Genomic DNA, 23,724 nt, shown 5'->3' with positions numbered 1-23,724 from the left:
ACTAGTGCGCTGCCAGGTCCCAGTTATCGCCCGTGCCGGCGGAGACATCCAGCGGTACGCGCAGCTGGGCGGCGGCATCCATTTCCCGCTCGACTAGCTCGGTGATCTGTTCCAGCTCGCCGGGCGCGACCTCTACCACGAGCTCATCGTGGACCTGCAGCAGCACGCGGGAAGTCAGCTGCTGGCGGGTGATCTCCCGATCCACGCGCAACATGGCCAACTTGATGATGTCCGCGGCCGTGCCCTGGATCGGGGCATTCAGGGCGGCGCGTTCGGCATTCTCCCTGGCCACGCGGTTAGAGGAGTTCAGCTCCGGCAGGTAGCGGCGGCGGCCATAGAGAGTCTCCGTGTAGCCGGTCTCCTTGGCTACCTCCACCACGTGGTCGAGGTAGCGCTTCACGCCACCGAAGCGCTCGAAGTAGTTATCCATGATCCTCTTCGCCTCCCCCGCGCTGATCTTCAGCTGCTGGGATAGGCCAAAGGCGGACAGGCCGTAGACCAGGCCATAGCTCAGCGCCTTCACCCGCCGGCGCAGTTCCGGGGTGACCTCATCGACCGGGACGTCGAACACGCGCGAGCCGACGTAGTTGTGCAGGTCCTCGCCGCTGGCGTAGGCCTCGATCAGGCCCGCGTCCTCCGACAGGTGCGCCATCACGCGCATCTCGATCTGGGAGTAGTCGGCGGTCAGCAAAGTCTCGTAACCCTCCCCGACCGTGAACGCGGCGCGGATCTTGCGGCCGGCGTCGGTGCGCACGGGAATGTTCTGCAGGTTCGGGTCGGAGGAAGACAGGCGGCCCGTCGCCGCGCCCTTCTGGTTGAAGGTGGTGTGGATGCGTCCGTCGTCACCCACGGCCTCGATCAGTCCGTCGATGGTGGACTTCATCTTTTGGTACTCGCGGTGGGCCATGAGGTGCCCCAGGAACGGGTGGTTGGACTGGGCGGCCAACTTCTCCAGCTCCGCGGCGGCGGTGGAATAGCCGGTCTTGGTCTTCTTCGTCTTCGGCAGATCGAAGGTCTCGAAGAGGACCTTCTGCAGCTGCTTCGGGGAGGAAAGATTGAGCTCCGGCTCCCCCGCCAGCTCGCGGGCGGCGGCAATCTCCTCGTCCAGGCGCGCGCCGTAGTCATCGGAGAGCTCCTGCAGCGCCGCATCATCCACAGCGATGCCTGCGTGTTCCATGGCCGCGAGGATCAGGGCGAGAGGGACTTCCAGGTCGAAGTACAGTTCGGCCTGGCCTGCGGCCTCGATCTCTGGGGTGAGGGCCTTCACCAGTTCGGCGACGGCCTGGGCGCGCTCTGGACCGGTGGCATTATCCGAAAGCTCGTGGCCCACGTGGCGCTGCACCACGTCCGCCAGGCCGAGGGTGCGCACGTCAGGCCGCAGCAGATACGCCGCCAGGGACGTGTCATGTTCCACTCCGTCAAGCTTTAGTCCTTGATTCTGTAGTGCGTGATACGTCTGCTTGGAGTCATGCAGCCACTTCGTGGCCTGTGGGTTGGCCAGCCACTCCGCCAGCGCCTTCTCGTCCTTCGGGTCCACATCGGCGAGGTCCTGAACGATGGCAACGTTGTCGCGGTCCAGCAGGGTCAGCTGCTCGCCATCCACGTCCACCACCGTGCCGCGGGTGCGCTTCTTCAGCCACGCCCCCAGCTTCCCCGGCTGCGGCTCCTCTACCGTGACGGGGATAGCGGCACTGTCGGCGAACTCCACGCCCATGATCTTGAATGCTCTATTGCGCAGCCCCGTGCCAAACTGCAGCTCCTCGAACATGCCGAGTGCCTCGTTGGGATCGATTTCGCGGGGGCTGAGGGCGTCCAAATCATCAACGAGCTTAAGGTCCCGCACCATTTCCGTAATGTCGCGCGCGAGCACCACATTGTCGATGTTTTCGCGCAGGTTGGCGCCGACCTTCCCGCCGATGTCGTCCATGTTGTCGATCACGCCCTGCAGACTGCCGTACTTCGCGATCCACTTCTGCGCGGTCTTCGGCCCCACGCCGGGCACGCCGGGCATGTTGTCGGAGGTATCGCCGCGCAGCGCCGCGAGGTCCGGGTACTGGGTGGGGGTCACGCCGTACTTCTCTTCAACGGCCTGCGGGGTGAAGCGATGCAGCTCAGAGACACCCTTAAGCGTGTACAGCACCGTCACATCCTCAGTGACCAGCTGCAACGAATCGCGGTCGCCGGTGCAGATCAGCACGTCCATGCCGTCCTTGGCACCCTCGGTGGCTAGGGTCGCGATGATGTCGTCGGCCTCGTAGGACTCTTTGTCTAGGGTCGTGACGCCCAACACTTCGAGCGTGCGACGAATCAGCTCGATCTGACCCTTGAACTCCTCGGGCGTGCTCGGGCGCTGCGCCTTGTACTCCGGGAAGGATTCCTCGCGGAATGTGGGGCCGGAAAGGTCAAACGCGGCGGCCACATGGGTGGGCTGTTCCTTATCCATGAGGGTGAGGAACATGCCTAGGAAGCCATATACCGCGTTGGTGTGCTGGCCACCAACGGTGGAGAAATTGGCTGCGGGCAGGGCATAGAAGGCGCGGAACGCCAACGAGTGCCCATCGAGGAGAAGGAGTTTAGCCATGCGCTCAACTTTAACGGAGTGGGGTTTTGGTTGGCTGAAAGGCCGTGGCGTATTATGCTCCGGTAAGCACTTTTCGCCCCAGTAGCCCAATTGGCAGAGGCAACGGATTCAAAACCCGTCCAGTGTGAGTTCGAGTCTCACCTGGGGCACAATTCCACCCCCTCCGCTCCCGACCAGCGTAAATGCTGGTCAGGCGGGGGTTTCGCTTCCCGTCTACCCCGCTCGTTAGGCCTCTTTAAGCCTGTTTTAGTCCCTTATGTCGTGGGATTGTCGTGGCGAAAACGTGCCTAGACGTTCAAAACAATCCCCACCTCAACCGCCTTTAACTATCGCCCCGACGCGACGCCTGCCACTGCTCAAACGTCATCCAGGGCGGAATCGCAGGACAGTGTTCGTCGTCACGCCCAAGGACGCGGCAAGTTGCTCATCAGAGGCGAATCCTCCGCGCTCCCTTGCCTTGTCGATGACTTCTGGACGAATCTTGTACTTTGTTTTCAACGATTCACCTCCGTCTTCTAACTTTTAGACTTTAGTTACAATTCTTGGAACCGACGTTAAACCCACCCTGGTATCGCAAAATCTGTCAAGCCATTTTTGTAATTCGCTCCAATAGTTGTTTGCAATTACAGGACTTTCCGCAGGTCACAAGGGGATAAAAAGTTCAAAACGTGTTGCGCCATCGCGCCGCGCTCTCCAATAATTGGAACCATGAACAACCACAAAGACTGGTTCGATACCACCACCGAAGGAGCGACCAAGGCGGAAGTGTCCGCTAAAACCGACATAGCCAACAGCACGATTGCTCACCAATACCGCGCTGGCCAGTTGTCGGCCACAACGGTCATAGCCATTGCGAGAGCATATGGAGTGAACGTGATTCAGGCGCTCGTGGACACCGGTACATCGATCCCGACGATGCAATCCTTCCTGACGCACCAGACTTCCGTCTTCTCGAAGACCGAGTACTGGTGGCCGAACTAGCGCGACGCATTAATAGCCAACCTGCCCACTGGGACGGAACCTTCGAGGAGGTCTTTGCTCACAATGGAGTAGACGACTCGAAGCCCCCACTCCACCTTGTGAAACACTCGAAATCCACCCCCGTTGTCTGATCTGGTTGGGAAGATAACGGCATCCCTGATGATGCGGTGGCTGACAGTAGCCCAGAAGTAGGAGGCACTCCAGATGACTACGAACGATAAAGGCGACCAAATCGCCATCTACACAACCGAAGATGGAGCCGCACAAGTACGCCTACAACTGACCCAAGGCACCGCATGGCTGACCCAAAAACAAATGGGCGAACTCTTCGACGTCACAAGCGCATCCATCTCGCACCACATTCAAAACATCATCAGGGAAAAAGAAGTCGCCGGTAGTTTCAAACAACTTTTGAAAGTGCCTGGTCAAGAACGTTCAGTAAATCACTACAACCTAGAAATGATCCTCGCAGTCGGGTACCGAGTACGCGGACAGCGAGGAATTCAATTCCGCAAATGGGCAACCGAAGTTCTACGCGAATACCTCCTCAAAGGATTCGCCATGGACGACCAGCGACTCAAAAACGACGGCGTCGACACTCACTTCGACGAACTACTTGAACGCATCCGCGAAATCCGCGCATCTGAACGCCAGATGTTCCGCAAGGTTCTCGACGTCATAGCCGAAACCAGCGCCGACTACCACGAAGTGAAAGACTTTCAAGAGGTCAAGAACTTCTTCGCTGGCATTCAAAACCGGCTGCATTACGCAACACACGGCAAAACCGCTGCCGAACTCATTTGGGAACGAGCGGATAACACCCAACCAAATGCGGGGCTCACAACTTGGAATGGCGAGAAGCCCCACAAGAAAGACATGACCATCGCCAAAAACTACCTATACGAAGACGAAGCCAAACGCATGAACCGGCTCACCTCCATGTTCTTGGACTATGCAGAAGACCAGGCCGAAATGAGGAAACTCTGCTCCTCAAAGATTGGGTGAAGAAGACAGACGCTTGGCTTGTGTTCAACGAACGGCAAGTCCTCCAAGGCTTCGGAACACGGCAGATGTCGCAAGCTAAAAGCAAAGCATTTAACGAATGGGACGCCTACCAGCGGCGCTTAGACAGCGAAATAAACGAGATCGACATGCGCCAGCTCGAAAGTGAGGTACGGGAACTCAATAAGGCGAAGAATCGTGGTGAACCGTGACCTCGATCCATGACCTGCATGACGTTGCCAACCTCCTGGGCGTGAAACTACGCCACCACAACGGCCTGCCCAAAGGCTGGTACTCCCCCAGCCTCCGCGTGATCTCCACCATGCGCGACATGGCCGTATGGGACTACAAAACCACCCTCGCCCGCGAGCTCGGCCACGCCGTATACAACGACCAGAGAACCGGCAACAAGGACTTCGACCAACGCCAAGAAGCACGGGCAGACAGATTCGCCGCGAAACTCCTCATCAACGACGACGAACTGAAACACCTCGCCCCATGGCACGGCCACGCCTTCCACAGCCTCGCCATCGACCTCGAAGTGACCCCACGCATCCTTGAGATCTACCTCAAGGAACGACCCCACATCCTGAAGGAACTAGCAGCATGACACGACCCACACCACGCACCCGCGACCAATACCTCAACTGGGTACGCGCAACCGTAAGCTTCTCCACCCAATGGAGCTTCAACCACCAGCTCACCCAGAACACGAAAACGCAGGCAGATCTCACCCACTCAATGGAAGGCTACGCCCAAGTACGGGACGCGCAAGGCAACCTACCTATCGCCCAAGTGCGCCCTCACATCACACTCACTACCAACGATAGAGGCAAGCTGTACGCCGATTACGACGGGTGGTGCAACTGCGGGTACATCCAAGAAGAAATGCAGAGCGCGTGGCGTGACGTGTTTGATCTCTGCGAGGAGATCAAGGCTATCCCGCACGGTACTAAGGGGCTGAAAATCGCCACTCGAATCGTCGTCTACCGTGATTCTGGTTCATGGTCTGCTGCGGTCGCGCTCGGCGACCCACAGAAAGTGCTATCGAAACTAATTTCCGCCCGGAATAGGCTCTCTCGGGAGGCTGCATTGTATGGCACTGAGCACTGGGAGGAATACCTCCGCTCCCGCTATGGGCAGTAGATACAAGTATCCCCGGGCACTGGTGCGCATTTCGACCAAGCGCACGTGAAGGTACGAAAAGCGCCCCAGCTTCCCAAAACGTGAGTCACTACAACCGGGAGGCTAGGGCACGGTGTCAGCAGCGCAAATACCGACAAGGAACAATCTAGCATGACTTCGATCAAGAAGTACGCCACAAAACAACGGGCACATGTGGCGCGTCCAATACCGATCCCCAAAAGTGCGCGGCAGCCGGATATTAGTAACGCTCTGCGTCCTGCTAGGTCAGATCGTCACGCAACTCGTTGAAATGTAGGCGTCAATAAGAAAAAGCATCACCCCCGACATGCCGCGACCATCGCCAAACCCGTCGGGCTCGAAGGTTGTCCGTTAATATAAGTCGCGAAGAAATCACGCAGCCCTTTATTAAGGACTGCTAAGACAATTTCGTGACGCGAGGAGAACCATGACGGACGAGAACTTCCGTTCCAACAACCCGGCCGCCAACGGCAACAACGGTGCACCGCAGCAGCCGCAGGGCCAGGACTGGAACCAGAACCCCTACGGCCAGCAGAACCCGGCACCGCAGCAGCAAGGCCAGAACGCATATGGCGCTCCGCAGCAGGGTGTACAGAACGGCTACGGCCAGAACAACTTCCAGAACCCACAGAACGGCCAGGGCGCACAGTTCGACATCAAGAAGTACCTGGACTTCTCCAACAAGTCCGTAATCTGGCTGCTCTGCGCCGCAGGTGCTGCTCTGATCAGCTTCATCGGCAGCTTCATGACGTGGGGCAAGGTTACAGCTCCCATCATCGGCACCGTCAAGGTCTCCGGCACCGACGGTGACGGCATTCTCACCATGTTCCTGTCCCTGATCATCATCGGCGGAATCGCAGCCTACCTGTTCGTAGAGCAGCTGGCCCAGAAGTGGTGGCGCGCCATTCCGGTGATCGCCATCGGCGCCATCCTGCTGCTGATCTCCATCATCGACTGGGCTAGCATCGGCTCAAAGGCCGGCGATTTCGACGAGGACGTTGTAAAGGTGAGCGTCGGTGCAGGCCTGATTTTCATCCTGCTGGCTTCCATCGCCATCATCGCCTTCGGCGTGCTCGCACTGCTGAACGACCGCAAGATCAACCCGCAAGCTCCGAAGCAGGCCTTCGCCCAGCAGGGCTACGGCCAGCAGAACTTTGGTCAGCAGGGCTACGGCCAGCAGCCGCAGAACAACTTTGACCAGAACAACTACGGTCAGAACAACTACGGCCAGCAGCCGAACCAGGGCTGGCAGGGCAACGCTCCCCAGAACCCCCAGAACCCGCAGTAGTCTAAACGGCTAGAGTGGCACCATCGTCGCCCCTGTTCTTTACCTGTTAAAGAGCAGGGGCTTTTGCTTTATCCTTTCGGGGGCACCTGCTGGCAACGTGAATAAAAAATGAACTATTGTTCACAACATGTCCACCCCGATTCCTTCGGAGGGAAAACGCCCTCACCGCAAGACCGGCCCGAAGCCAACCTTTGACCGCGAAGACGTCATCAACCAGGCTCTCGCGATCGGTCTTGATAAGTTCACCATGTCTGAGGTCGCCAAGGGACTGGGAGTGGCCACGTCTGCGCTGTACCGAATCTACAGCCGCGACACACTTCTGATTGCCTGCATCGAGCACATCACCGAAGCCACATCACTTGCCACTGAAGGCGATTGGAAGGAACTACTCCGGGATTACGCCTACTACCTAGCGCGGATGTGCGCCACCTACCCGGGGCTCGCACAAGCTCTACTGAGCTACCCCAACAGCCTTTTCGCCTTCCGGGATAGCGTCACGAACCTTCTTGGAAGACTTAATGACGCCGGCTTCAGCCGCGGACAGGCTCTGTTCGCCATCGACGTGATCACAAACTTCGTGTTCAGCTCCGGGCCTTTCAGGCACTCCTTTGAGCTCTTCGCAATGACGGACTCTCTGCCTGCCGACCGTGAGGACGACGAGGAAATGGCACTGCGGATCCTTGACCAGAAGCTGGACTTCGTTTTCCAGGCGCTAGAGACGGACCGACCCTCCTATTAGATCCCCCCGAGCGCTACCCCGCTCGTCGCTATTGGGAACCGATTCCGCCAAGCATGCGACTAATGGAGCATGTCTCGCAGAATTATTCGCAGGGTCCACACCCTCGCTGGACTCTTTATCGCACCCCTCATCCTCGTAGCCGCCTTCTCCGGTTTCTTCTACGCCCTCGCCCCCACCATCGAAACGTGGGTCTACAAGTCTGAGCTGACTGCCACTTCCAGCAGCCCCGCACAGCCGGTAGCCAAACAAATCGAAGCAGCAAAACGGATCCACCCCGACCTTGACGTCGCTAAGGTGCAGATCCCAGACGAAGAGGGCAAGACCACTCGCGTGCTCTTCGCCGACCCAACCCTGCCCTCGGAAAGCTACACTCGAGCAGTTTTCGTCGATCCGGGTGATCTGCACATCACTGGAGAACTAACCCAGTACGGTAGCGCCGCCTCGCTTCCATTCCGCGCCTGGCTTTCCGAAGGCCACCGCAACCTGTGGCTGGATGAGCCCGGCCGCATCTACTCCGAAACCGCCGCGACGTGGCTAGGCCCAATGGCCGTCACCGGCGTGGCCATGTGGTGGTTCATGCGCAAACAGAAAAACCAGCGCAAGCCCAAGAAAAAATCCCGCCGCCAGGCTATGCAGCGCCACACCCTCATCGGACTGGTAGCCGCACCAGGACTGATCTTCCTGTGCATCTCCGGCCTGACCTGGTCCCACTTCGCCGGTGACAACATCGCAGCTGTCCGCGAAGAACTGAACTGGATGGCGCCCGAACCGAACACGAACATCAGCGGCGAACAGCCTGCGCAAGTCAGCGGTTCTGGACACGCGGGCCACGGCGAGCACGCAGGTCACGCGGGGCACGCAAGCCACAGCGGAAAGGCAGAAATCGATCTGACACAGGCCGATACGGCCCTCCAGGTTGGCCGTAACGAGGGACTCACCGGCACGCTGCAGCTGGCTCTCCCGAGCGAAGCCGGCCAGGCCTGGACCGTCAGTGAACCCCGCCAGGCGTACAAGATGCACAACGATGCGATCACCGTAAACGGTGAAAACGGCGAAGTTATCGACCGTCTGCCGTTTAGCTCCTGGCCCATCGCAGCCCAACTAACCAGCTGGATCATCCAGCTACACATGGGAACCCTGTTCGGGCTGGTCAGCCAGATTGCACTAGCACTACTGGCTCTGGGCATCGGCGCGCTCGTGGTCTACGGATACATCATGTGGTGGCGCCGGCGCGGCGGCAAGAACAACGGCGTCCGCTTGGACCTCCGGGAACTCAACTGGAAGCACTGGGCAGCGCTGGTGATCCTGCTCGGCGGATACAGCGTGATCGCTCCCCTGTTTGCTGTTAGTGGTGCCGTCCTGTTCGTCATTGCCCTAGCCCTCGACGTGCGCGGCGGAAACAAGGCCGACAGGCCCAACGCGGAGGCAGAGGGCACAAAAGCCATTAAGGAGTATTCACATACTCCGATATAATCCACGGTATGAAACATAGCCACCCACGCTCTCTGGCCCGTACCGTGGCCAAGGGCACCTTCGCGATCCTGCTCTCAGCATCGCTGGCGGGGTGTGTGACCAACGAAGAACTCGGCAACCCGGAAGACTGGGAGGAAATCCTCCCAGCGAAGAACCCGCAGCTCGCCGCCCTAGTGCCCCCGGACGTCCAGGCCAAGGGAAAAATCACCGTCGGCACCAACCCGCCCTACGCGCCCAACGAGTTTAAAGACTCCGACGGAAACATCATCGGCTTCGAAATGGACCTCATCCGCGCCGCCGGTGCCATGATGGGCCTCGACGTCGAAGTCAACCAAATGGACTTCAACCTCATCCTGCCGGCCATCAGCGCAGGATCCGTCGACGTCGGAGCCAGCGCCTTCACCGACACTGAAGACCGGCAGACGAGCTACGACTTCGTCGACTTCTACAGCGCCGGCATCTCCTGGGCCACCCAGCCCGGCAACGAAGACAACATCGACCCCGACAACGCCTGCGGCCTGAAGGTCGCCGTGCAGAAGGGCACCTACTCCGACACGGACGAAGTGCAGGGGCGCTCCGATGAATGCGAAGCCCAGGGCAAAGACCCGATTGAGAAGTTGGTCTACGAAAAGGCCGACGCCGCCGCCACTGCAACCATTCTGAAGAAGGCGGACGCCTACAGCTCCGACTCGCCGGTGATCGACTTCGCCATCGCCCGCTCCGACGGCAAATTGGTGCGGGTTGGCGAACCTTTCGATACCGCCCCGTTCGGTATGGGCGTCAAAAAGAACAATCCGCTTGGAAAAGCCCTGGCCGCAACGATGCAGACCATGATGAACGACGGCACCTACGAGGCCATCCTCAAACAATGGGAACTCGAAGACGGAGGGTTAGACGCAGTGACGTTCAACCTCAAGCCCTACCAACTGCCGCACACGCTCGAACCGAAAGAAGGCATCAAGTGAGCAACCAAAACGCCTCCTCCGCAACGCAGCGTAGGCGCCCCACCGAGAACAAGGCGATCCCGCTACGCCACCCCGGCCGCTGGATCGCGGCGGTAATTCTCGCGGCGCTCGTGGTGTGGTTCATCATCTCCGCAGCCCAAAATGAGGCCTATCACTGGGACACTTACTTCCAGTACCTGCTGGATACCCGCATCGTAAAGGCGGCGATGCACACCATCGCACTGACGATTCTGGCGATGATCATCGGTGTGGTGATCGGTGCGATCGTCGCGGTTCTGCGCATGTCGCCGAACCCCGTGCTGCAGGGTGTGGCGTGGCTGTTCCTGTGGGTCTTCCGCGGCACGCCCGTGTACGTGCAGCTGGTGTTCTGGGGCCTGCTGAGCTCCCTGTACCAGTCCGTGAGCGTGGGCTTCGCCGAAATCGACCTGGAGCAAGTACTGCAGAACGCTTTCATTCTGGCCGTGCTGGGCCTCGGCCTGAACGAAGCCGCCTACATGGCCGAAATCGTCCGCGCCGGCATCCAGGCCGTGCCCGAAGGACAGTCCGAAGCCTCGAAGGCACTGGGCATGACCTGGGGACAGAACATGCGCCGCACCGTGATGCCGCAGGCCATGCGCATCATCATCCCGCCGACGGGCAACGAGTTCATCTCGCTGCTGAAGACCACCTCGCTGGTCATTGCCGTTCCCTACACGGCCGAGCTCTACGGCCGCACCACCGACATTTCGAACTCGCTGTTCCAGCCCGTCCCGCTGCTGCTCGTCGCCGCCACCTGGTATCTGGTGATCACCAGCATTCTGATGGTTGTGCAGTTCTACGTTGAGCGTTACTTCTCTCGCGGATCGTCGCGCCAGCTCACGCAGCGCCAACTCGCCGCTCTTGCTGACGCCGAAGGCGTGCCCCCGCGCAATATCACCGTCGGGTCGAACGAAAAGAAGGACTAGTAACCACCATGTCTGAAACCAACGCACCGATGATTGCCATTAAGGACGTCTGGAAGCGCTACGGTCGGCTCGACGTTCTGAAAGGCATCGACCTGGAAGTCCCCCGCGGCGGCGTGACCTGCCTAATCGGCCCCTCGGGCTCCGGCAAGTCCACCCTGCTGCGCTGCGTGAACCACCTGGAGAAGGTTACCTCCGGGCGGATCGAAGTAGACGGCGAGCTGATCGGCTACCGCGAAAAGAACGGCAACCTCTACGAACTGACCCCGAAGCAGGCAGCGGCGCAGCGCGTGGACATTGGAATGGTGTTCCAGCACTTCAACCTGTTCACCCACCGCACCGTGCTGGAGAACATCATCGAGGCACCCGTGCAGGTGCGCGGCGAAAACAAGGACGAGGCAATCGAGCACGCGCGCAAGCTGCTGGACCAGGTGGGGCTCGCCCACAAGGCCGACGCCTACCCGGTGCAGCTCTCCGGCGGACAGCAGCAGCGCGTGGCCATCGCCCGCGCACTGGCGATGCGGCCGAAGCTGATGCTCTTCGACGAGCCGACCTCCGCGCTGGACCCCGAGCTGGTCGGCGAAGTGCTGAACGTGATGCGCCACCTGGCCGACGACGGCATGACGATGCTGGTCGTGACCCACGAGATGGGATTCGCACGCGAAGTCGCCGACGAAGTTGCCTTCATGGACGGCGGCGTGATTGTGGAGCACGGCCCGTCCGCGGAAGTCATTGGAAATCCGCAGCACGAACGCACCCAAGAGTTCCTATCGAGCCTGCTCTAGGGGTGAAAATCAGGGGGCGTCACTAAGAAAGAAAAGGGGTTGTCCGGGGCCGTGTGTAAGGTAAGCGGCGCTCGGACAAGAAGGGGGCAAAAATGGATGCCGACGAGATGCGGCGGATGTGCAATAAGGTCGACGCGGCGTATGCATACAGCGTGATCGACGACCCGACCGTGGCGCGGATACAAGCGCTGCGGAAGGCGGGGACCGCGGATGCGATAGTGTTCTCACACGCGGCGCAGATACTCGCCGTGATGAACATGCTCGGGCTGGCGGCGCTGAAAGCCGGGGTGATCGGCGTGCGGCACCTCGAACAAGTGTGGCGAGTGCGCAACGCCTACGCGGCACAGCTGACGGAGCCCGACGAGGCGGGGCAGGCGATCATGGACATGGAGCAGTTCAACCGCTACCTGGAAAAACACGCGGTGGACTGCATCAGCGCGCGCGAGGAAGGGCCAACGGCGAAGGAACTGGGCGAATACCTATGCGAAGTGATCGCGCAGGACTTCCCCACCCCATTTGCCGAAGGCGAGAAAGCGGCGGCGGAGGAACGCTCCGCGACTAAAGGATCCGTGACGACACTGGGCGGAACCGCCGAGCTTTCCCGGTGGACGCTGAACATGCCGAAAGACCAATCGCAGCGCATGTGGGAAGCAGTAACGAAGAAGGCGAAGGTGCTGGCCGGGGAGCTAGACTGCGACCTCGCACAAGCACGAATGGACGTAATCGCGGGGCTAATCAGCGGCGAAGAAACCAACACGGTAGTGCACGTCCACGTCTTTCGATGGGAAGGCGGCCCAGGGTTCATCCCGGGAGTCGGGGCAATCAGCACCGAACAGGCCGACATCTACGAGAGCTTCGCCACGCGCGTAGACAGCGTGACGGTGCCGCCGGCCGTGGAGCAGTACACGCCAAGCAGGGAAATGAAGGAATTCCTCGTCGGCAGGGACGGCACCTGCCGGTTCCCCGGATGCGAACACCCGGCACCGATGTGCGACAAAGACCACATCGTGCCGTACAACCACACGGACCCGTCGGCGGGCGGCGCGACGGATGTGCGAAATATGCAGTGCTTATGTCGCGCCCACCACAACCTGAAAACCAACGGGCAGTGGCGCGCAAGCACTAGCGACGGCGGTTGGACAATCAAGTGGGTGAACCACCACGGGGAGCAGTTCACCACCCACGCGAGAGGAGTTATACCGAAGCCACAGTGACGTGCCAAGGCACGCGGGGTGTGCCAGGGTCGTCCTGGACCTGGCGCAGAATCGGCTCGGCGGGTTCGTTCTCGCGAACGGTGAGGAGCTCGGCGAAGTGCATGGCTAGGCCGGAGACGGAGCCGATTTCGTAGCGGACAACGTCGACGGTTAGCTCGGCGCCGGTTGCGGGATCGTTGCTCTCGTCGGGGCTCTCGCCGAAAAGCTCCACCCAGGTAGTGACCAGTTCGGGGTCTCCAGCTTGCCCGGACTGGAGATTTAGCGTGCCCTCGAACGCTTCGCCGAGGGCAGAGATCATGGAGCGGAAATCCTGCTCGATGGCGGCCAGCTGCTCCTGGTTAGCCAGCAGCCTGAAAATAATCTTTGGCATTCCCCTAGTGTGGCAGCACGCAGCAGCGAACAGCAAGCACGGCGGTGTGCCAGCAGGCCGGCGGAGTGCACGGCGGTGTGATCGATAGGACAGGAAACCTACTAGAATGTGTGCCGTGATTGGTTCCCATGCTTCGCACCCCGCGCCCGTACCTCCCCTGACCACCCTGCCGGACGGAACGATCAAACAGGTCAACCCGTTTTCCGGCACCGAGGTGTGGACCGTACCCGGCCGCGGCAACCGCCCCATCGCCGAACACCGTCCAGAGGTGCGCACCGTCGGCGACCGCGACTCAGCCACGGCATTCGGCCTGAACCGCAAGCTGGACACCCCGCCGGAGAAGTCCCGCCTGGTACTCGACGAGGACGGGCAGGCACACATCCTGCGCGGACTACCGGTTAGCAAGCTGGAGGAAACCGAACCGCTGTTCCGCCGCGTGGCGAACCTCTTCGAGATCCTGACCTACGACTACTGGCTCTTGAACTACGGCTACCGGATGAACCCCGCCGCCGCCAAGCACATGACCGACTACCTGGCCGAGGAAGCCGGCCAGGATCACGTCGAGCAGATCCTGCGCGACAAGTGGTCCGCCGGTGGCACCACGCAAGAAGAACTCGACGAGCTTTTCTCCCCCGAGAATCGCATGCAGACTCTCTACGAAAAGAGCGCCGGGCTCTTCGCCGGCGGCCACGATGTGATCATCGCCCGCGACCACTACGTTCCCGGCGCAGACACCACCGACCAGCTGGCCTCTAGTGGCACTCTCGGGTGGAAGAACCACCGCCATTTCATCGCCTTCACCGTCGACGGCATGGATCGCCTCTACCGCGCCAACCGCTACGTCCGCTACGTCGCCGCGTTCCAGAACTGGCTCGCCCCGGCTGGAGCAAGCTTCGAACACCTCCACAAGCAGCTCGTCGCCATCGACGAGCACGGCCTGCAGAACGAACTCGAGATCGCCCAGGTCCGCGCTAACCCGAACATGTACAACGAGTGGGCCGTCGACTACGCCGCCCGCCACAACCTCGTCATCGCCGAGAACGACCACGCCATCGCGTTTGCTGGTTTTGGGCACCGTTGGCCGACCCTCGAGGTTTTCTCCAAGTCCGCCACGACCGAACCTTGGCTGATGTCTGACGCCGAACGCGATGCCGTCTCGGATTTGGTTCACGCCTGCCACGTCGCCGCGGGGCCGCACGTCTCCTGCAATGAGGAGTGGCTGCACCGTCCCCTCGACGTTGACGTCCCGATGCCCTGGCGCATCGTGATCAAGTGGCGCGTGTCCACCATCGCCGGTTTCGAAGGTGGCACGAAGATTTTCATCAACACCATCTCCCCGGCGGACCTCCGGGAGCGCGTGCTCAATGCCCTGGTAAAGGCTCAGGAGGAAGGCCAACTGGCCCCGGGCATCCGCCTCGGCGACGACTGCGCCACCCGCCCCAACATGCTGAAGTACAACCCGGCCATCCGCTAATCCGCTAATCCGCTAGAAAGGACAAATCTCGCAATGCACAACGCGAATATTGCAGAGTTCATCGCAAACCACGGCGTGGATCTGAGCTGGCAGGATAGCTTCTACCAGTGGATGCACGAGAACCCCGAGTTGTCGCTGCAGGAGGAGCAAACCGCCAAGCACATTACCGCGCGGTTGGCGCAGATGGATTGCGAAGTAACCACGGGCATCGGGGGTTATGGCGTCACCGCAGTGTTCCGTAACCCGAGCAACGAGGCAACTAGCGCAGACGAGCCAACCGTCCTCATGCGCGCAGATTTTGATGCCCTCCCCGTGCAGGAAACAACGGGCCGGCCTTATGCCTCCAAGAACGACGGGGTCATGCATGCGTGCGGCCACGACATGCACGCCGCGGCGCTCATGGGGCTGTGCGCGGTTCTCGACGAGCGCCGCGATGCCTGGCACGGCACCTTCATTGCGCTGTTCCAGCCCGCGGAGGAGGTCACCGCCGGCGCCAGCAACATGATCAACGACGGCCTGGCGGAGAAGATCCCCACCCCCGATGTGTGCCTGGGCCAGCACGTCCTGCCTGGCCGCCTCGGCACTGTGATGTCCGCGTCCGGCCCGGTGCTGGCGGCCTGCGACACGATCACCATCAAGCTCTACGGTAAGTCCTCCCACGGCTCGCGCCCGCAGGAATCAATCGACCCGACGTTCCTCGCTGCGATGATCGTTGTCCGCCTACAGGGCATCGTCGGCCGCGAGGTCGCCCCGTCGGACTTCGCCGTCATCACCGTCGGCACACTTTCTTCCGGTCACACAAACAACACCATCCCGGAGGATGCCACGCTGGTGCTGAACTGCCGCTTCTACGACACGGACGTACGCGACAAGACCTACGCCGCCATCGAGCGGGTCGTCCGCGCCGAGTGCGATGCTTCCGGCTGCGAGCTTCCGCCCGAGTTCGAGTACTCCGCCCACGGCGAGCTCACCGACAATACCCCCAGCACGTTCGAGCACGTACGCCCGGTGTTTGATGCGGTCTTCGGGGAAGATTCTATTGACGCCGAACCCTGGACAGCCTCCGAGGACTTCTCGGAGATCCCCCGCCACTTCGACGTGCCCTACCTTTTCTGGACTATCGGCACCACGGATCCGGAGCTGTGGGCTTCCGGGGAGCCGGTGCCGGGTAACCACCACGGTGCTTTCGCCCCGCGCATTGAGGCGCTGGGCACCTCCACGGACGCGGCGTTGGCCGCGACGCTGAGTTACCTCTTCCGCTCCTGACCCAGCAGGTGCACCTGGATCATGTTGGTGTTGCCGGAGATCCCGGGCGGAGAGCCGGCGACGACGACCATCATGTCGTCGTACTTGTATTGCGGCATGGCCAGCAGGTGGTGGTCGACGGTGTCCATCATCTCGTCGGTGGACTTCACGTCTTCGATGAGGAACGTCTCCACACCCCACGTCAGGGCCAGCTGCGAGCGCACGGCCTGCGACGGCGTGAACACCAGCAGTGGCAGGTGGGAACGTAGGCGCGCCACGCGCTTGGCCGTGTCGCCGGAGGAGGTAAAGGCCACGAGTGCCTTCGCGTTCAGGCGCTCGCCGATGTCCTTGGCTGCGTAGGAAATCACGCCGCGGCGGGTGCGCGGGCGGTGCGTAAGCGGTGGCACTTCCCCGTCGATCTCTGCGGCGCGCACGATGCGGGCCATCGTCTCCACGGTGGTGATCGGGTGCTTGCCGATGGAGGTCTCGCCGGAGAGCATCACGGCATCCGCACCGTCGAGCACGGCGTTGGCCACGTCGGAGGCTTCGGCGCGCGTCGGGCGGGAGTTCTCGATCATGGAGTCCAGCATCTGCGTTGCCACGATCACCGGCTTGGCGTTTTCGCGGGCAATCTGGATGGCGCGCTTCTGCACCAGCGGTACGTCTTCCAGCGGCACCTCCACGCCCAGGTCACCGCGGGCGACCATGATTGCGTCGAAGGCCAGAATAACCGGCTCCAGCGCGTCGACTGCCTCCGGTTTCTCCAGCTTGGCGATCACCGGCACGCGGCGGCCAACTTCGTCCATGATGTCGCGCACCAGCTCCACGTCGGAGGGGCTGCGCACGAAGGACAGGGCGATGAAGTCCACGCCCAGCTGCAGGGCGAAGCGCAGGTCTTCGGTGTCCTTCTCGCTCAGCGCCGGCACGGAGATGTTCATGCCCGGCAGGGAGACTCCCTTGTTGTTGGAAACCGGGCCGCCTTCGGTGACTTCACACACGACGTCGTTGCCGTCGACTTCCTTGCACACCAGCGCGATCTTGCCGTCGTCGACCAGTAGGCGGTCGCCGGGGCGGGCGTCGCGAGCCAGGCCCTTGTAGGTGGTGGATACGCGGTCGTGCGTGCCCTGCACGTCGTCGACGGTGATGCGTACGGTCTCGCCGGTCGCCCAGACGGTTGCGCCCTCTGCGAAGCGTCCCAGGCGGATCTTCGGGCCTTGCAGGTCGGCGAGGATACCGACGGCCTTGCCGGATTCATCGGTGGCCTGTCGAACCCAGTTGTAGTTTTGCTCGTGGTCTGCGTGCTCGCCGTGGGAAAAGTTGAGGCGCGCAACGTTCATTCCTGCGTCTACGAGCCCGCGAATCTGCTCCTTCGAAGCGACCGCGGGACCCAGGGTGCAAACAATCTTGGTTCTTCTATTCACGGACTCGAGGATAGCCCCGCAGCGTTGTCCCCGCTACTTCGCTTCTTCTTTTGTGACGCCCTCAGCCTTGCGTTGCTGCACCGTCCACCAGATGAACAGTGCTGTCGCGGCGAGGAACACCACTGCGGAAACGACAACGTTGATGCGCACGTCGCCGAACACGGTGGTGGCGGCGTCTGTGCGCATGTTTTCGATGAAGAAGCGGCCGAAGGTGTAGCCCATGACGTAGAGGGTGAACAGTCTGCTCCCGCCAACGCGCCAGTAGCGTTCCGCGACTAGCAGCAGTACGACCACGAGCAGGTTCCAGATCAGCTCGTAGAGGAACGTCGGCTGGACGGTGGCCAGCACTTCCCCGGTGGAGCGGCCGGTGATGGGTGCGGTGTAGCCGCTTTCGTCCACACGGCGGTAGATTTCCAGCGCCCAGGGTGCGTCGCTGGGCCCGCCGTAGAGTTCCTGATTGAACCAGTTGCCCAGCCGGCCGATGGCCTGCGCCAGCGGCACCGTCGGCGCCACGGCGGCGGCGAAAGTGCCCAGTGGCAGCCCCTTGGCCTTGAACAGCAGCCACACGGCCAGGGAGCCCAGGACGACTCCGCCCCAGATCCCCAAACCGCCATTGGTGATGTTGAACACCTGGGTGGGGTCTTTGCCCTCGCCGAAATACTTATCGTGATCGGTAATCACGTGGTAAATCCGGGCGCCGATGATGCCCGCGGGCACGGCGACGAGCAGCGCGTCGACGGTGACCTCCGGGTCCCCGCCCAGCTTCGCGTAGCGACGGCGGGTCCAGAAGTAGGCCACGATCACGCCTGTGAGGATGCACAGCGCGTAGGCGCGGATGGGAATGGGGCCTAGCTCCCAGACCCCCTGCGGTGGCGAAGGAATGGCCGCCGCGATCATGCGCGAACGCCTCGCGCCAGCTCTGCGGCCAGCTCGCCCAGGTTGCCGTCGGATGCGGCCTGGATCAGCGCGGAGCCGACGATCACGCCGTCTGCGTAGGAGGCAATATCCGCCGCGTGCTTACCGGTCTTCACACCCAGTCCCACTGCCACCGGCAGGTCCGTGGCCTCGCGGACGCGGGCGACCAGCTCCTCAGCGGAACTGGAGACCTCGTCCTGCGCGCCCGTCACCCCCATGTGGGATGCTGCGTAGATGAAGCCGTCGCCGGCGTCAACAGTAAGGGCCATGCGCTCGGGCGTGGTGGAGGGCGCGACGAGATAGACCGGCGATAGGTCATTGGCCTTGCAGGCCTCCGCCCAACGGCCGGCTTCCTCCGGCAGCAGGTCCGGGATGATGGAGCCCAGTCCCCCGGCGGCGGCCAGGTCGGCGGCGAACTTCTCCGGGCCGTACTGCAGCACGGGGTTCCAATAGGACATGATGACGGCCTGGCCACCCGCCTCGGTAACCGTGCGGACGACCTCGAGCGTGTCCTTCACCCGGAAGCCATTGGCCAGCGCTTCGTTGGCTGCTGCCTGGATGGTGGGGCCGTCCATCATCGGGTCGGTAAACGGAATACCCACCTCGATCAGGTCGGCGTGCTGGGCCAGCTCGGCGACGAGCTCCTTGGACTTAGCCACCGTGGGATACCCGGCCGGGAAGTAGGCCACGAGTGCGGCTCTTCCCTCGGCGCGCGCGTCGGTGAAAACCTTAGAAAGTCGGGAGGTCATGGGTTAGCCGTCCTTCTCGCTCTTCTGATCCAGCATGTCGAACCACTTCGCGGCGGTGTTGACGTCCTTGTCGCCGCGACCGGAAATGTTCACAATCAGCGTGGCGCCCGGCTTCTCCGCGGCCACCTTAATGGCGGCGGCGACGGCGTGGGAAGACTCGATCGCGGGGATGATGCCCTCCAGGCGGGTCAGCTGCTTGAAGCCATCCATGGCCTCGGAGTCGGTGATCGGCAGGTAGCGGGCGCGCCCCTCCGCGTGCAGCTTAGAGTGCTCCGGCCCCACGCCCGGGTAGTCCAACCCGGCGGAGATAGAGTGCGATTCGATAATCTGCCCGTCCTCGTCCTGCATGAGGTCGGCGAAGGCCCCCTGGAACACGCCCTGCAGCCCCAGGTTGATCGGCGCGGCGTGGCGACCGGTCTCTACACCGTCGCCCGCGGCCTCAGCGCCGACGATGTCCACGCCTTCGTCCTCGATGAACGGGTGGAACAGTCCGATCGCATTGGAACCGCCGCCCACGCAGGCCACCACGGCGTCGGGCAGCTTACCGGTCTCGGCCAGCAACTGCTGGCGCGCCTCCACGCCGATCACGCGCTGCAGGTCGCGCACCATCTGCGGGAACGGGTGCGGGCCGGCGGCGGTGCCGAAGCAGTAGTAGGTGTCGTCGGCGTTGGAAACCCAGAAGCGCATGGCCTCGTTGATCGCGTCCTTCAGGGTGCGGGAGCCGATCTCCACTACCTCCACGTGGGCGCCGAGCAGGCGCATGCGGGCAATGTTGAGGGCCTGACGTTCGGCGTCCACAGCCCCCATGTAGATCCGGCATTCCAGGCCGAGCAGCGCACAGGCCGTCGCCGTGGCCACACCGTGCTGGCCCGCGCCGGTCTCCGCGATCACGCGAGTCTTGCCCATGCGCTTGGCCAGCAGCACCTGCCCCAGCACGTTGTTGATCTTGTGGGAGCCGGTGTGGTTGAGGTCTTCGCGCTTCAGCCACACTTCGGCACCCACGGCCTCGGAGAAGCGGTCCGCGTAGTACAGCGGCGACGGGCGGCCGGTGTAGGTGCGGTGCAGCTCGTCTAGCTGGTCCAGGTAGCCCTGGTCCGAGCGGGCCTTCGCCCAGGCGTCGGTGATCTCTTCGATCACTGCCATGAGGGCCTCGGGGACGTAGCGGCCGCCGAAGTCACCCCAGTGTCCGCGCTCGTCGGGCTCGTGGTGGGTGGCGGTCGCCAGGATCTCGCCTACCGTCGGCAGGGCCTTGCCCTGCGCGTCGGCGTTCTTGAAGGTCTTCTCGGTAGTCACAGTTTTATATGCTATCGCTTAGGAATTTTTTTGGGGGCAGGCGGGGTGCTTCCCCGCCGCGGCGAGGTCCCGGCACGCCTGTGCGGGGTTACCTGCGGTGACCAGGCCTTCGCCGACGAGCACTGCGTCCGCGCCCGCTGCGGCATAGGCGCTCAAGTCGTTTTTATTCTTGACGCCCGACTCTGCGATCTTCACTACGTCGTCCGGAAGTGTTGGGGCGATTTTGCTGAACACCTGCGGGTCGACGTCCAGCGTCTTGAGGTTTCGGGCGTTGACGCCAATGACCTTGGCACCGGCGGCAACAGCGCGTTCGGCCTCCTCGGCGGTGTGGACCTCCACCAGGGCGGTCATGCCCAGGGACTCGGTTCGGTCCAGCAGGGATTCCAGGCGCTGCTGCTCGAGGGCGGCGACGATGAGCAGCACAATGTCCGCGCCGTGCGCCCGCGCCTCGTGGATCTGGTACGGGTTCACCGTGAAGTCCTTGCGCAGCAGCGGGATGTTCACCGCGCGGCGCACCGCGTCGAAGTCCTCGAGGGAGCCCTTGAAGCGGCGCTGCTCGGTGAGGCAACTGATGGCGGTGGCCCCGTTGTCCTCGTAGGCCTTCGCCAGCACTTCCGGCTCGGCGATCTCGGCGAGATCTCCCTTAGAGGGGCTGGCGCGCTTCACCTCGGCGATGAGGCTGACCCCGGGGGCGGCCAGCGCGGCGTGGGCGTCGAGCGCCGGAGGTGCGTCCAGGGACATGGCCTTGATCTCCTTGTATGGGATCTTGGCTTCCCGCTCGGCCTGGTCTTCTAGCACCCCGGCGATGATCTGGTCGAGAACAGTCATGTGTGTCACACCTCTGAGCTTATCGCCCCTGCTTGGTGCGGGAGAAATCGGATTCTTCGGTCGGATCCACCCCCGCATCCAGGGCGTCCCACAGCACGCGGGTTGAATCTGGATTCTCCGCGAGGTCCTCCTCCGCGTCCGCGCGGCGCACCTCCGGGGTCTCGTAGCGGCTGTGCCCCCTGGACTCCTGGCCGGGCCGCAGAATCAGGATCGCACCACCGATCACACCGATTGCCGCCGCGACAAGCACCAGCACGATGCCCAGCGAGTGCACATCACCGCTGATCACTCGCGCCCATTCGGAGATCTGCACCGGGTCGGATTCCTTTTGCGTGGCCGCGCCGCTTCGCAGCAGGCTCTGCGCGCGAGCCAGGTCCACGTCGCTGCTTAGAAGCTGCACTGCGCGGAAGCTGGCGGTGGCCGCCAGCGCGACGATCACCACACCCAGCACCCGCCGAACCATGGGCTGCACCGCCATCGAGAGGATCAGCGCGGCCACCATCGCCAGCGCCAGCGGCACCAGCGCGGGGTCCCACACGGATCCCACGAGCTCCTTGGTGGAGGCCCCGGCCTTGTCGTCGTCGACGGCCACGGTCACAAACTTCAGGCGGCTTGCTCCCCACAGGCCCGCCGCGCTCAGCACCACGCACAGCAGCGCGATCTGCCGGATGCGCTTGGCCTTCTGGGTTACGTCCCCTGTTACGTCCTCTGCCGTGCTCTTGCTCACTGCTTCTCCCCTGCGTTCTTCATGGTCTCCGCCGCAGCCACCGCCCGCAGCACCGCCGCGGCCTTGTTGCGGGTCTCCAGGTCCTCCGCCTCCGGGTCGGAGTCCGCTACGATTCCGCCGCCAGCTTGGACGTACACAGTGCCGTCCTTGTACAGCCCAGTGCGGATGGCTATGGATTGGTCGGTGTTGCCGGAAAAGTCGAAGTAGCCGACTGTGCCGCCGTAGACTCCGCGGCGCGTGTCCTCCAGCGTGTCGATGATCTTCAGCGCCGAGGGCTTCGGCGCGCCCGACAGGGTCCCGGCCGGGAACGTCGCATTGAATGCATCCACCGCCGTCTTCCCCGCGGCCAGCTTGCCGCTGACACCGGATACCAGGTGCATCACCGCCGAATAGCGCTCCACGTGGCGGAAGTCGTGCACTTCCACCGTGCCGGGCTCGCTGACCCTTCCGAGGTCGTTGCGCCCCAGGTCCACCAGCATCAGGTGTTCGGAGTTTTCCTTCTCGTCGTTGACCAGCTCGCGTTCGAAGGCGAAGTCCTGCTCCACTGTCTCGCCGCGCGGCCTAGATCCGGCGATGGGGAACGTCGTGACATTGCCGTCACGGACCTGCACCAGCGATTCCGGGGAGGAGCCGATGATGTGGAACGCGGTGGCGTCAAAACCCTCGGTAGGTACGTTAACCAGGAACATGTAGGGCGAAGGGTTCGATACCCGCAGCATGCGATAGATGTCTATCGGGTCGACGTCGGTCTCCATTTCGAAGCGCTGCGAAAGCACCACCTGGAACGCATCGCCGGCCTTGATGTGCTCCTTGACCTTGCCGATGCGCTCGCGGTGGTCGTCGTAGGTGCGCTGCCTGCGGTACTTAGGTGTGGGGGTTTCGAAGGTAGTGACGCCCCCTGCCGCGCCCGTGGCCAGCCGTTCCACCATGGTGTCTAGACGTGTGACTGCCTCGGCGTATGCCTCGTCCACGCGCTCGTCGGAGTTATCCCAGTTGATCACGCTGGCAATCAGCCAGATCGTGCCCTCGTAGTGGTCGACGACGGCCATGTCCTCCACCAGCAGCTGCACCATGTCGGGAATGTTCAGGTCGTCGGTGCAGGTGTCCGGCACATTTTCGATGTAGCGGATCATGTCGTAGCCCATGTAGCCCACCAGGCCGCTGGTCAGCGGTGGCAGTCCGGGCATCGGGGCGGTCTGCAGGTGTGCCAGCGTGTTGCGGATCGCATCTAGCGGGTCGGTGCCCTCTGGGATGTCCACCGGAGGCTGGCCGATCCAACGTGCCGCGCCACCATCCACGCCACCCTTGGCGGTCAGCGCGCAGCGGGCTCCGGTGCCGATGAAGGAGTAGCGATCCCACGACTGGCCATGCGCCGCCGATTCCAGCAGGAACGTGCCGGGTCGGCCGTCGGCGAGCTTCCGGTAGGCGGACAGGGCGGTCTCCCCATCGGCGAGGACCTTGCGAACCACGGGCACCACGCGGTGGTTGGCCGCGAGCTCGCGGAAGGTCTCAAGGCTTGTCAGGTCACCGATGGACTTGCTGGAAGTGTTGTCACCCATGTCTGACATG

The 23,724-nt window shown here is 62.4% G+C and carries 23 protein-coding genes and 1 tRNA gene; 15 read left to right on the top strand and 9 right to left on the bottom strand.

Translation table 11 applies throughout. The features are described from left to right. Window position 1 precedes the first annotated feature (1 nt). Window positions 2-2,581: a DNA polymerase I gene (gene polA / locus MHX66_RS06965; RefSeq protein ID WP_239201589.1), complete on the bottom strand. Its 2,580-nt coding sequence runs from the start codon at window positions 2,579-2,581 to the stop codon at window positions 2-4. A gap of 75 nt (window positions 2,582-2,656) precedes the next feature. Between polA and MHX66_RS06960 the strand changes: the two genes are divergently transcribed. The 13 genes from MHX66_RS06960 (at window position 2,657) to MHX66_RS06900 (ending at window position 13,133) form a co-directional block, all read left to right on the top strand. Next, window positions 2,657-2,730: transfer RNA gene (locus tag MHX66_RS06960), tRNA-Leu, on the top strand. 559 nt (window positions 2,731-3,289) lie between these two features. Beyond that, window positions 3,290-3,562, top strand: coding sequence for a helix-turn-helix transcriptional regulator (locus MHX66_RS06955; RefSeq protein ID WP_239201586.1), 273 nt, complete (start codon window positions 3,290-3,292; stop codon window positions 3,560-3,562). Between the two features lie 204 nt (window positions 3,563-3,766). After that, complete coding sequence (gene rhuM, locus MHX66_RS06950; RefSeq protein WP_239201583.1) at window positions 3,767-4,567, top strand: RhuM family protein; 801 nt, start codon at window positions 3,767-3,769, stop codon at window positions 4,565-4,567. Next, window positions 4,564-4,776, top strand: a complete 213-nt coding sequence (locus tag MHX66_RS06945) for a DNA-binding protein (protein ID WP_239201580.1) — start codon at window positions 4,564-4,566, stop codon at window positions 4,774-4,776. The genes rhuM and MHX66_RS06945 overlap by 4 nt, the downstream gene beginning before the upstream one ends. Next, complete coding sequence (locus MHX66_RS06940; RefSeq protein WP_239201577.1) at window positions 4,773-5,174, top strand: ImmA/IrrE family metallo-endopeptidase; 402 nt, start codon at window positions 4,773-4,775, stop codon at window positions 5,172-5,174. The genes MHX66_RS06945 and MHX66_RS06940 overlap by 4 nt, the downstream gene beginning before the upstream one ends. Then, a complete protein-coding gene (locus tag MHX66_RS06935) occupies window positions 5,171-5,710 on the top strand; it encodes a hypothetical protein (protein WP_239201574.1) in 540 nt (179 codons plus the stop codon). Before MHX66_RS06940 ends, MHX66_RS06935 begins: the two co-directional genes overlap by 4 nt. Before the next feature lie 445 nt (window positions 5,711-6,155). Further along, window positions 6,156-7,016, top strand: coding sequence for an ECF transporter S component (locus MHX66_RS06930; protein WP_239201571.1), 861 nt, complete (start codon window positions 6,156-6,158; stop codon window positions 7,014-7,016). Window positions 7,017-7,143: 127 nt separating this feature from the next. Further along, a complete protein-coding gene (locus MHX66_RS06925) occupies window positions 7,144-7,755 on the top strand; it encodes a TetR/AcrR family transcriptional regulator (protein WP_239201568.1) in 612 nt (203 codons plus the stop codon). 69 nt (window positions 7,756-7,824) lie between these two features. Further along, window positions 7,825-9,228 carry a PepSY domain-containing protein gene (locus tag MHX66_RS06920; RefSeq protein WP_239201565.1) on the top strand — a complete coding sequence of 468 codons (1,404 nt, stop codon included), beginning with the start codon at window positions 7,825-7,827 and terminating at the stop codon, window positions 9,226-9,228. An 8-nt stretch (window positions 9,229-9,236) separates the two neighbouring features. Further along, complete coding sequence (locus tag MHX66_RS06915) at window positions 9,237-10,193, top strand: ABC transporter substrate-binding protein (RefSeq protein WP_239201562.1); 957 nt, start codon at window positions 9,237-9,239, stop codon at window positions 10,191-10,193. Continuing rightward, window positions 10,190-11,137 (top strand): amino acid ABC transporter permease, encoded by a 948-nt coding sequence (locus MHX66_RS06910; protein ID WP_239201560.1) that lies wholly within the window; start codon window positions 10,190-10,192, stop codon window positions 11,135-11,137. The genes MHX66_RS06915 and MHX66_RS06910 overlap by 4 nt, the downstream gene beginning before the upstream one ends. An 8-nt stretch (window positions 11,138-11,145) precedes the next feature. Next, the gene (locus MHX66_RS06905; RefSeq protein WP_304504317.1) at window positions 11,146-11,919 is read left to right on the top strand and encodes an amino acid ABC transporter ATP-binding protein; all 774 of its coding nucleotides are present in this window, start codon (window positions 11,146-11,148) and stop codon (window positions 11,917-11,919) included. 92 nt (window positions 11,920-12,011) lie between these two features. Then, complete coding sequence (locus MHX66_RS06900) at window positions 12,012-13,133, top strand: HNH endonuclease signature motif containing protein (RefSeq protein ID WP_239201558.1); 1,122 nt, start codon at window positions 12,012-12,014, stop codon at window positions 13,131-13,133. On the opposite strand, the gene MHX66_RS06895 is transcribed toward MHX66_RS06900, so the two are convergent. Further along, window positions 13,114-13,503, bottom strand: a complete 390-nt coding sequence (locus MHX66_RS06895; protein WP_239201556.1) for a hypothetical protein — start codon at window positions 13,501-13,503, stop codon at window positions 13,114-13,116. The two genes, MHX66_RS06900 and MHX66_RS06895, sit on opposite strands and share 20 nt — an antisense overlap. A 106-nt stretch (window positions 13,504-13,609) precedes the next feature. On the opposite strand from MHX66_RS06895, the gene MHX66_RS06890 reads away from it, so the two are divergent. Next, window positions 13,610-14,977, top strand: coding sequence for a DUF4921 family protein (locus MHX66_RS06890; RefSeq protein WP_239201554.1), 1,368 nt, complete (start codon window positions 13,610-13,612; stop codon window positions 14,975-14,977). A 33-nt stretch (window positions 14,978-15,010) separates the two neighbouring features. After that, a complete protein-coding gene (locus tag MHX66_RS06885; protein ID WP_239201552.1) occupies window positions 15,011-16,243 on the top strand; it encodes an amidohydrolase in 1,233 nt (410 codons plus the stop codon). Here the strand turns inward: MHX66_RS06885 and pyk are convergent. From pyk to MHX66_RS06850, 7 genes are read right to left on the bottom strand one after another with little or no spacing between them, the layout of a single operon-like run. Beyond that, window positions 16,225-17,643 carry a pyruvate kinase gene (pyk, locus tag MHX66_RS06880; protein ID WP_239201550.1) on the bottom strand — a complete coding sequence of 473 codons (1,419 nt, stop codon included), beginning with the start codon at window positions 17,641-17,643 and terminating at the stop codon, window positions 16,225-16,227. The genes MHX66_RS06885 and pyk overlap by 19 nt on opposite strands. 33 nt (window positions 17,644-17,676) lie before the next feature. Continuing rightward, window positions 17,677-18,540 carry a prolipoprotein diacylglyceryl transferase gene (lgt, locus tag MHX66_RS06875; protein ID WP_239201547.1) on the bottom strand — a complete coding sequence of 288 codons (864 nt, stop codon included), beginning with the start codon at window positions 18,538-18,540 and terminating at the stop codon, window positions 17,677-17,679. Further along, window positions 18,537-19,307: a tryptophan synthase subunit alpha gene (gene trpA, locus MHX66_RS06870; protein WP_239201544.1), complete on the bottom strand. Its 771-nt coding sequence runs from the start codon at window positions 19,305-19,307 to the stop codon at window positions 18,537-18,539. Before trpA ends, lgt begins: the two co-directional genes overlap by 4 nt. Window positions 19,308-19,310: 3 nt before the next feature. Further along, window positions 19,311-20,600, bottom strand: a complete 1,290-nt coding sequence (gene trpB, locus MHX66_RS06865) for a tryptophan synthase subunit beta (protein ID WP_239201541.1) — start codon at window positions 20,598-20,600, stop codon at window positions 19,311-19,313. 18 nt (window positions 20,601-20,618) lie between these two features. Next, on the bottom strand, window positions 20,619-21,428 hold the full coding sequence (trpC, locus tag MHX66_RS06860; RefSeq protein WP_239201538.1) for an indole-3-glycerol phosphate synthase TrpC: 810 nt from the start codon (window positions 21,426-21,428) through the stop codon (window positions 20,619-20,621). Between the two features lie 19 nt (window positions 21,429-21,447). Further along, the gene (locus tag MHX66_RS06855; protein ID WP_049049441.1) at window positions 21,448-22,155 is read right to left on the bottom strand and encodes a TIGR02234 family membrane protein; all 708 of its coding nucleotides are present in this window, start codon (window positions 22,153-22,155) and stop codon (window positions 21,448-21,450) included. Continuing rightward, the gene (locus tag MHX66_RS06850; RefSeq protein WP_239201535.1) at window positions 22,152-23,723 is read right to left on the bottom strand and encodes an anthranilate synthase component I; all 1,572 of its coding nucleotides are present in this window, start codon (window positions 23,721-23,723) and stop codon (window positions 22,152-22,154) included. The genes MHX66_RS06855 and MHX66_RS06850 overlap by 4 nt, the downstream gene beginning before the upstream one ends. Window position 23,724 lies beyond the last annotated feature (1 nt).

It is taken from the genome of Corynebacterium sp. ACRPH, from assembly GCF_022347285.1.
Taxonomy (GTDB): Bacteria; Actinomycetota; Actinomycetes; order Mycobacteriales; family Mycobacteriaceae; genus Corynebacterium.
This window is presented reverse-complemented; position numbering and strand designations above follow the sequence as displayed.

Excerpts from the sequence above, each read along its gene's own strand:
- MHX66_RS06850 (WP_239201535.1), bottom strand. The coding sequence starts at position 23,723 with ATGTCAGACATGGGTGACAACACTTCCAGCAAGTCCATCGGTGACCTG.
- polA (WP_239201589.1), bottom strand. The coding sequence starts at position 2,581 with ATGGCTAAACTCCTTCTCCTCGATGGGCACTCGTTGGCGTTCCGCGCC.
- MHX66_RS06915 (WP_239201562.1), top strand. The coding sequence starts at position 9,237 with ATGAAACATAGCCACCCACGCTCTCTGGCCCGTACCGTGGCCAAGGGC.
- MHX66_RS06955 (WP_239201586.1), top strand. The coding sequence starts at position 3,290 with ATGAACAACCACAAAGACTGGTTCGATACCACCACCGAAGGAGCGACC.
- rhuM (WP_239201583.1), top strand. The coding sequence starts at position 3,767 with ATGACTACGAACGATAAAGGCGACCAAATCGCCATCTACACAACCGAA.
- MHX66_RS06930 (WP_239201571.1), top strand. The coding sequence starts at position 6,156 with ATGACGGACGAGAACTTCCGTTCCAACAACCCGGCCGCCAACGGCAAC.
- lgt (WP_239201547.1), bottom strand. The coding sequence starts at position 18,540 with ATGATCGCGGCGGCCATTCCTTCGCCACCGCAGGGGGTCTGGGAGCTA.
- trpA (WP_239201544.1), bottom strand. The coding sequence starts at position 19,307 with ATGACCTCCCGACTTTCTAAGGTTTTCACCGACGCGCGCGCCGAGGGA.
- MHX66_RS06905 (WP_304504317.1), top strand. The coding sequence starts at position 11,146 with ATGTCTGAAACCAACGCACCGATGATTGCCATTAAGGACGTCTGGAAG.
- MHX66_RS06885 (WP_239201552.1), top strand. The coding sequence starts at position 15,011 with ATGCACAACGCGAATATTGCAGAGTTCATCGCAAACCACGGCGTGGAT.
- MHX66_RS06935 (WP_239201574.1), top strand. The coding sequence starts at position 5,171 with ATGACACGACCCACACCACGCACCCGCGACCAATACCTCAACTGGGTA.
- MHX66_RS06925 (WP_239201568.1), top strand. The coding sequence starts at position 7,144 with ATGTCCACCCCGATTCCTTCGGAGGGAAAACGCCCTCACCGCAAGACC.
- MHX66_RS06890 (WP_239201554.1), top strand. The coding sequence starts at position 13,610 with ATGTGTGCCGTGATTGGTTCCCATGCTTCGCACCCCGCGCCCGTACCT.
- MHX66_RS06900 (WP_239201558.1), top strand. The coding sequence starts at position 12,012 with ATGGATGCCGACGAGATGCGGCGGATGTGCAATAAGGTCGACGCGGCG.
- MHX66_RS06920 (WP_239201565.1), top strand. The coding sequence starts at position 7,825 with ATGTCTCGCAGAATTATTCGCAGGGTCCACACCCTCGCTGGACTCTTT.
- trpC (WP_239201538.1), bottom strand. The coding sequence starts at position 21,428 with ATGACTGTTCTCGACCAGATCATCGCCGGGGTGCTAGAAGACCAGGCC.
- MHX66_RS06895 (WP_239201556.1), bottom strand. The coding sequence starts at position 13,503 with ATGCCAAAGATTATTTTCAGGCTGCTGGCTAACCAGGAGCAGCTGGCC.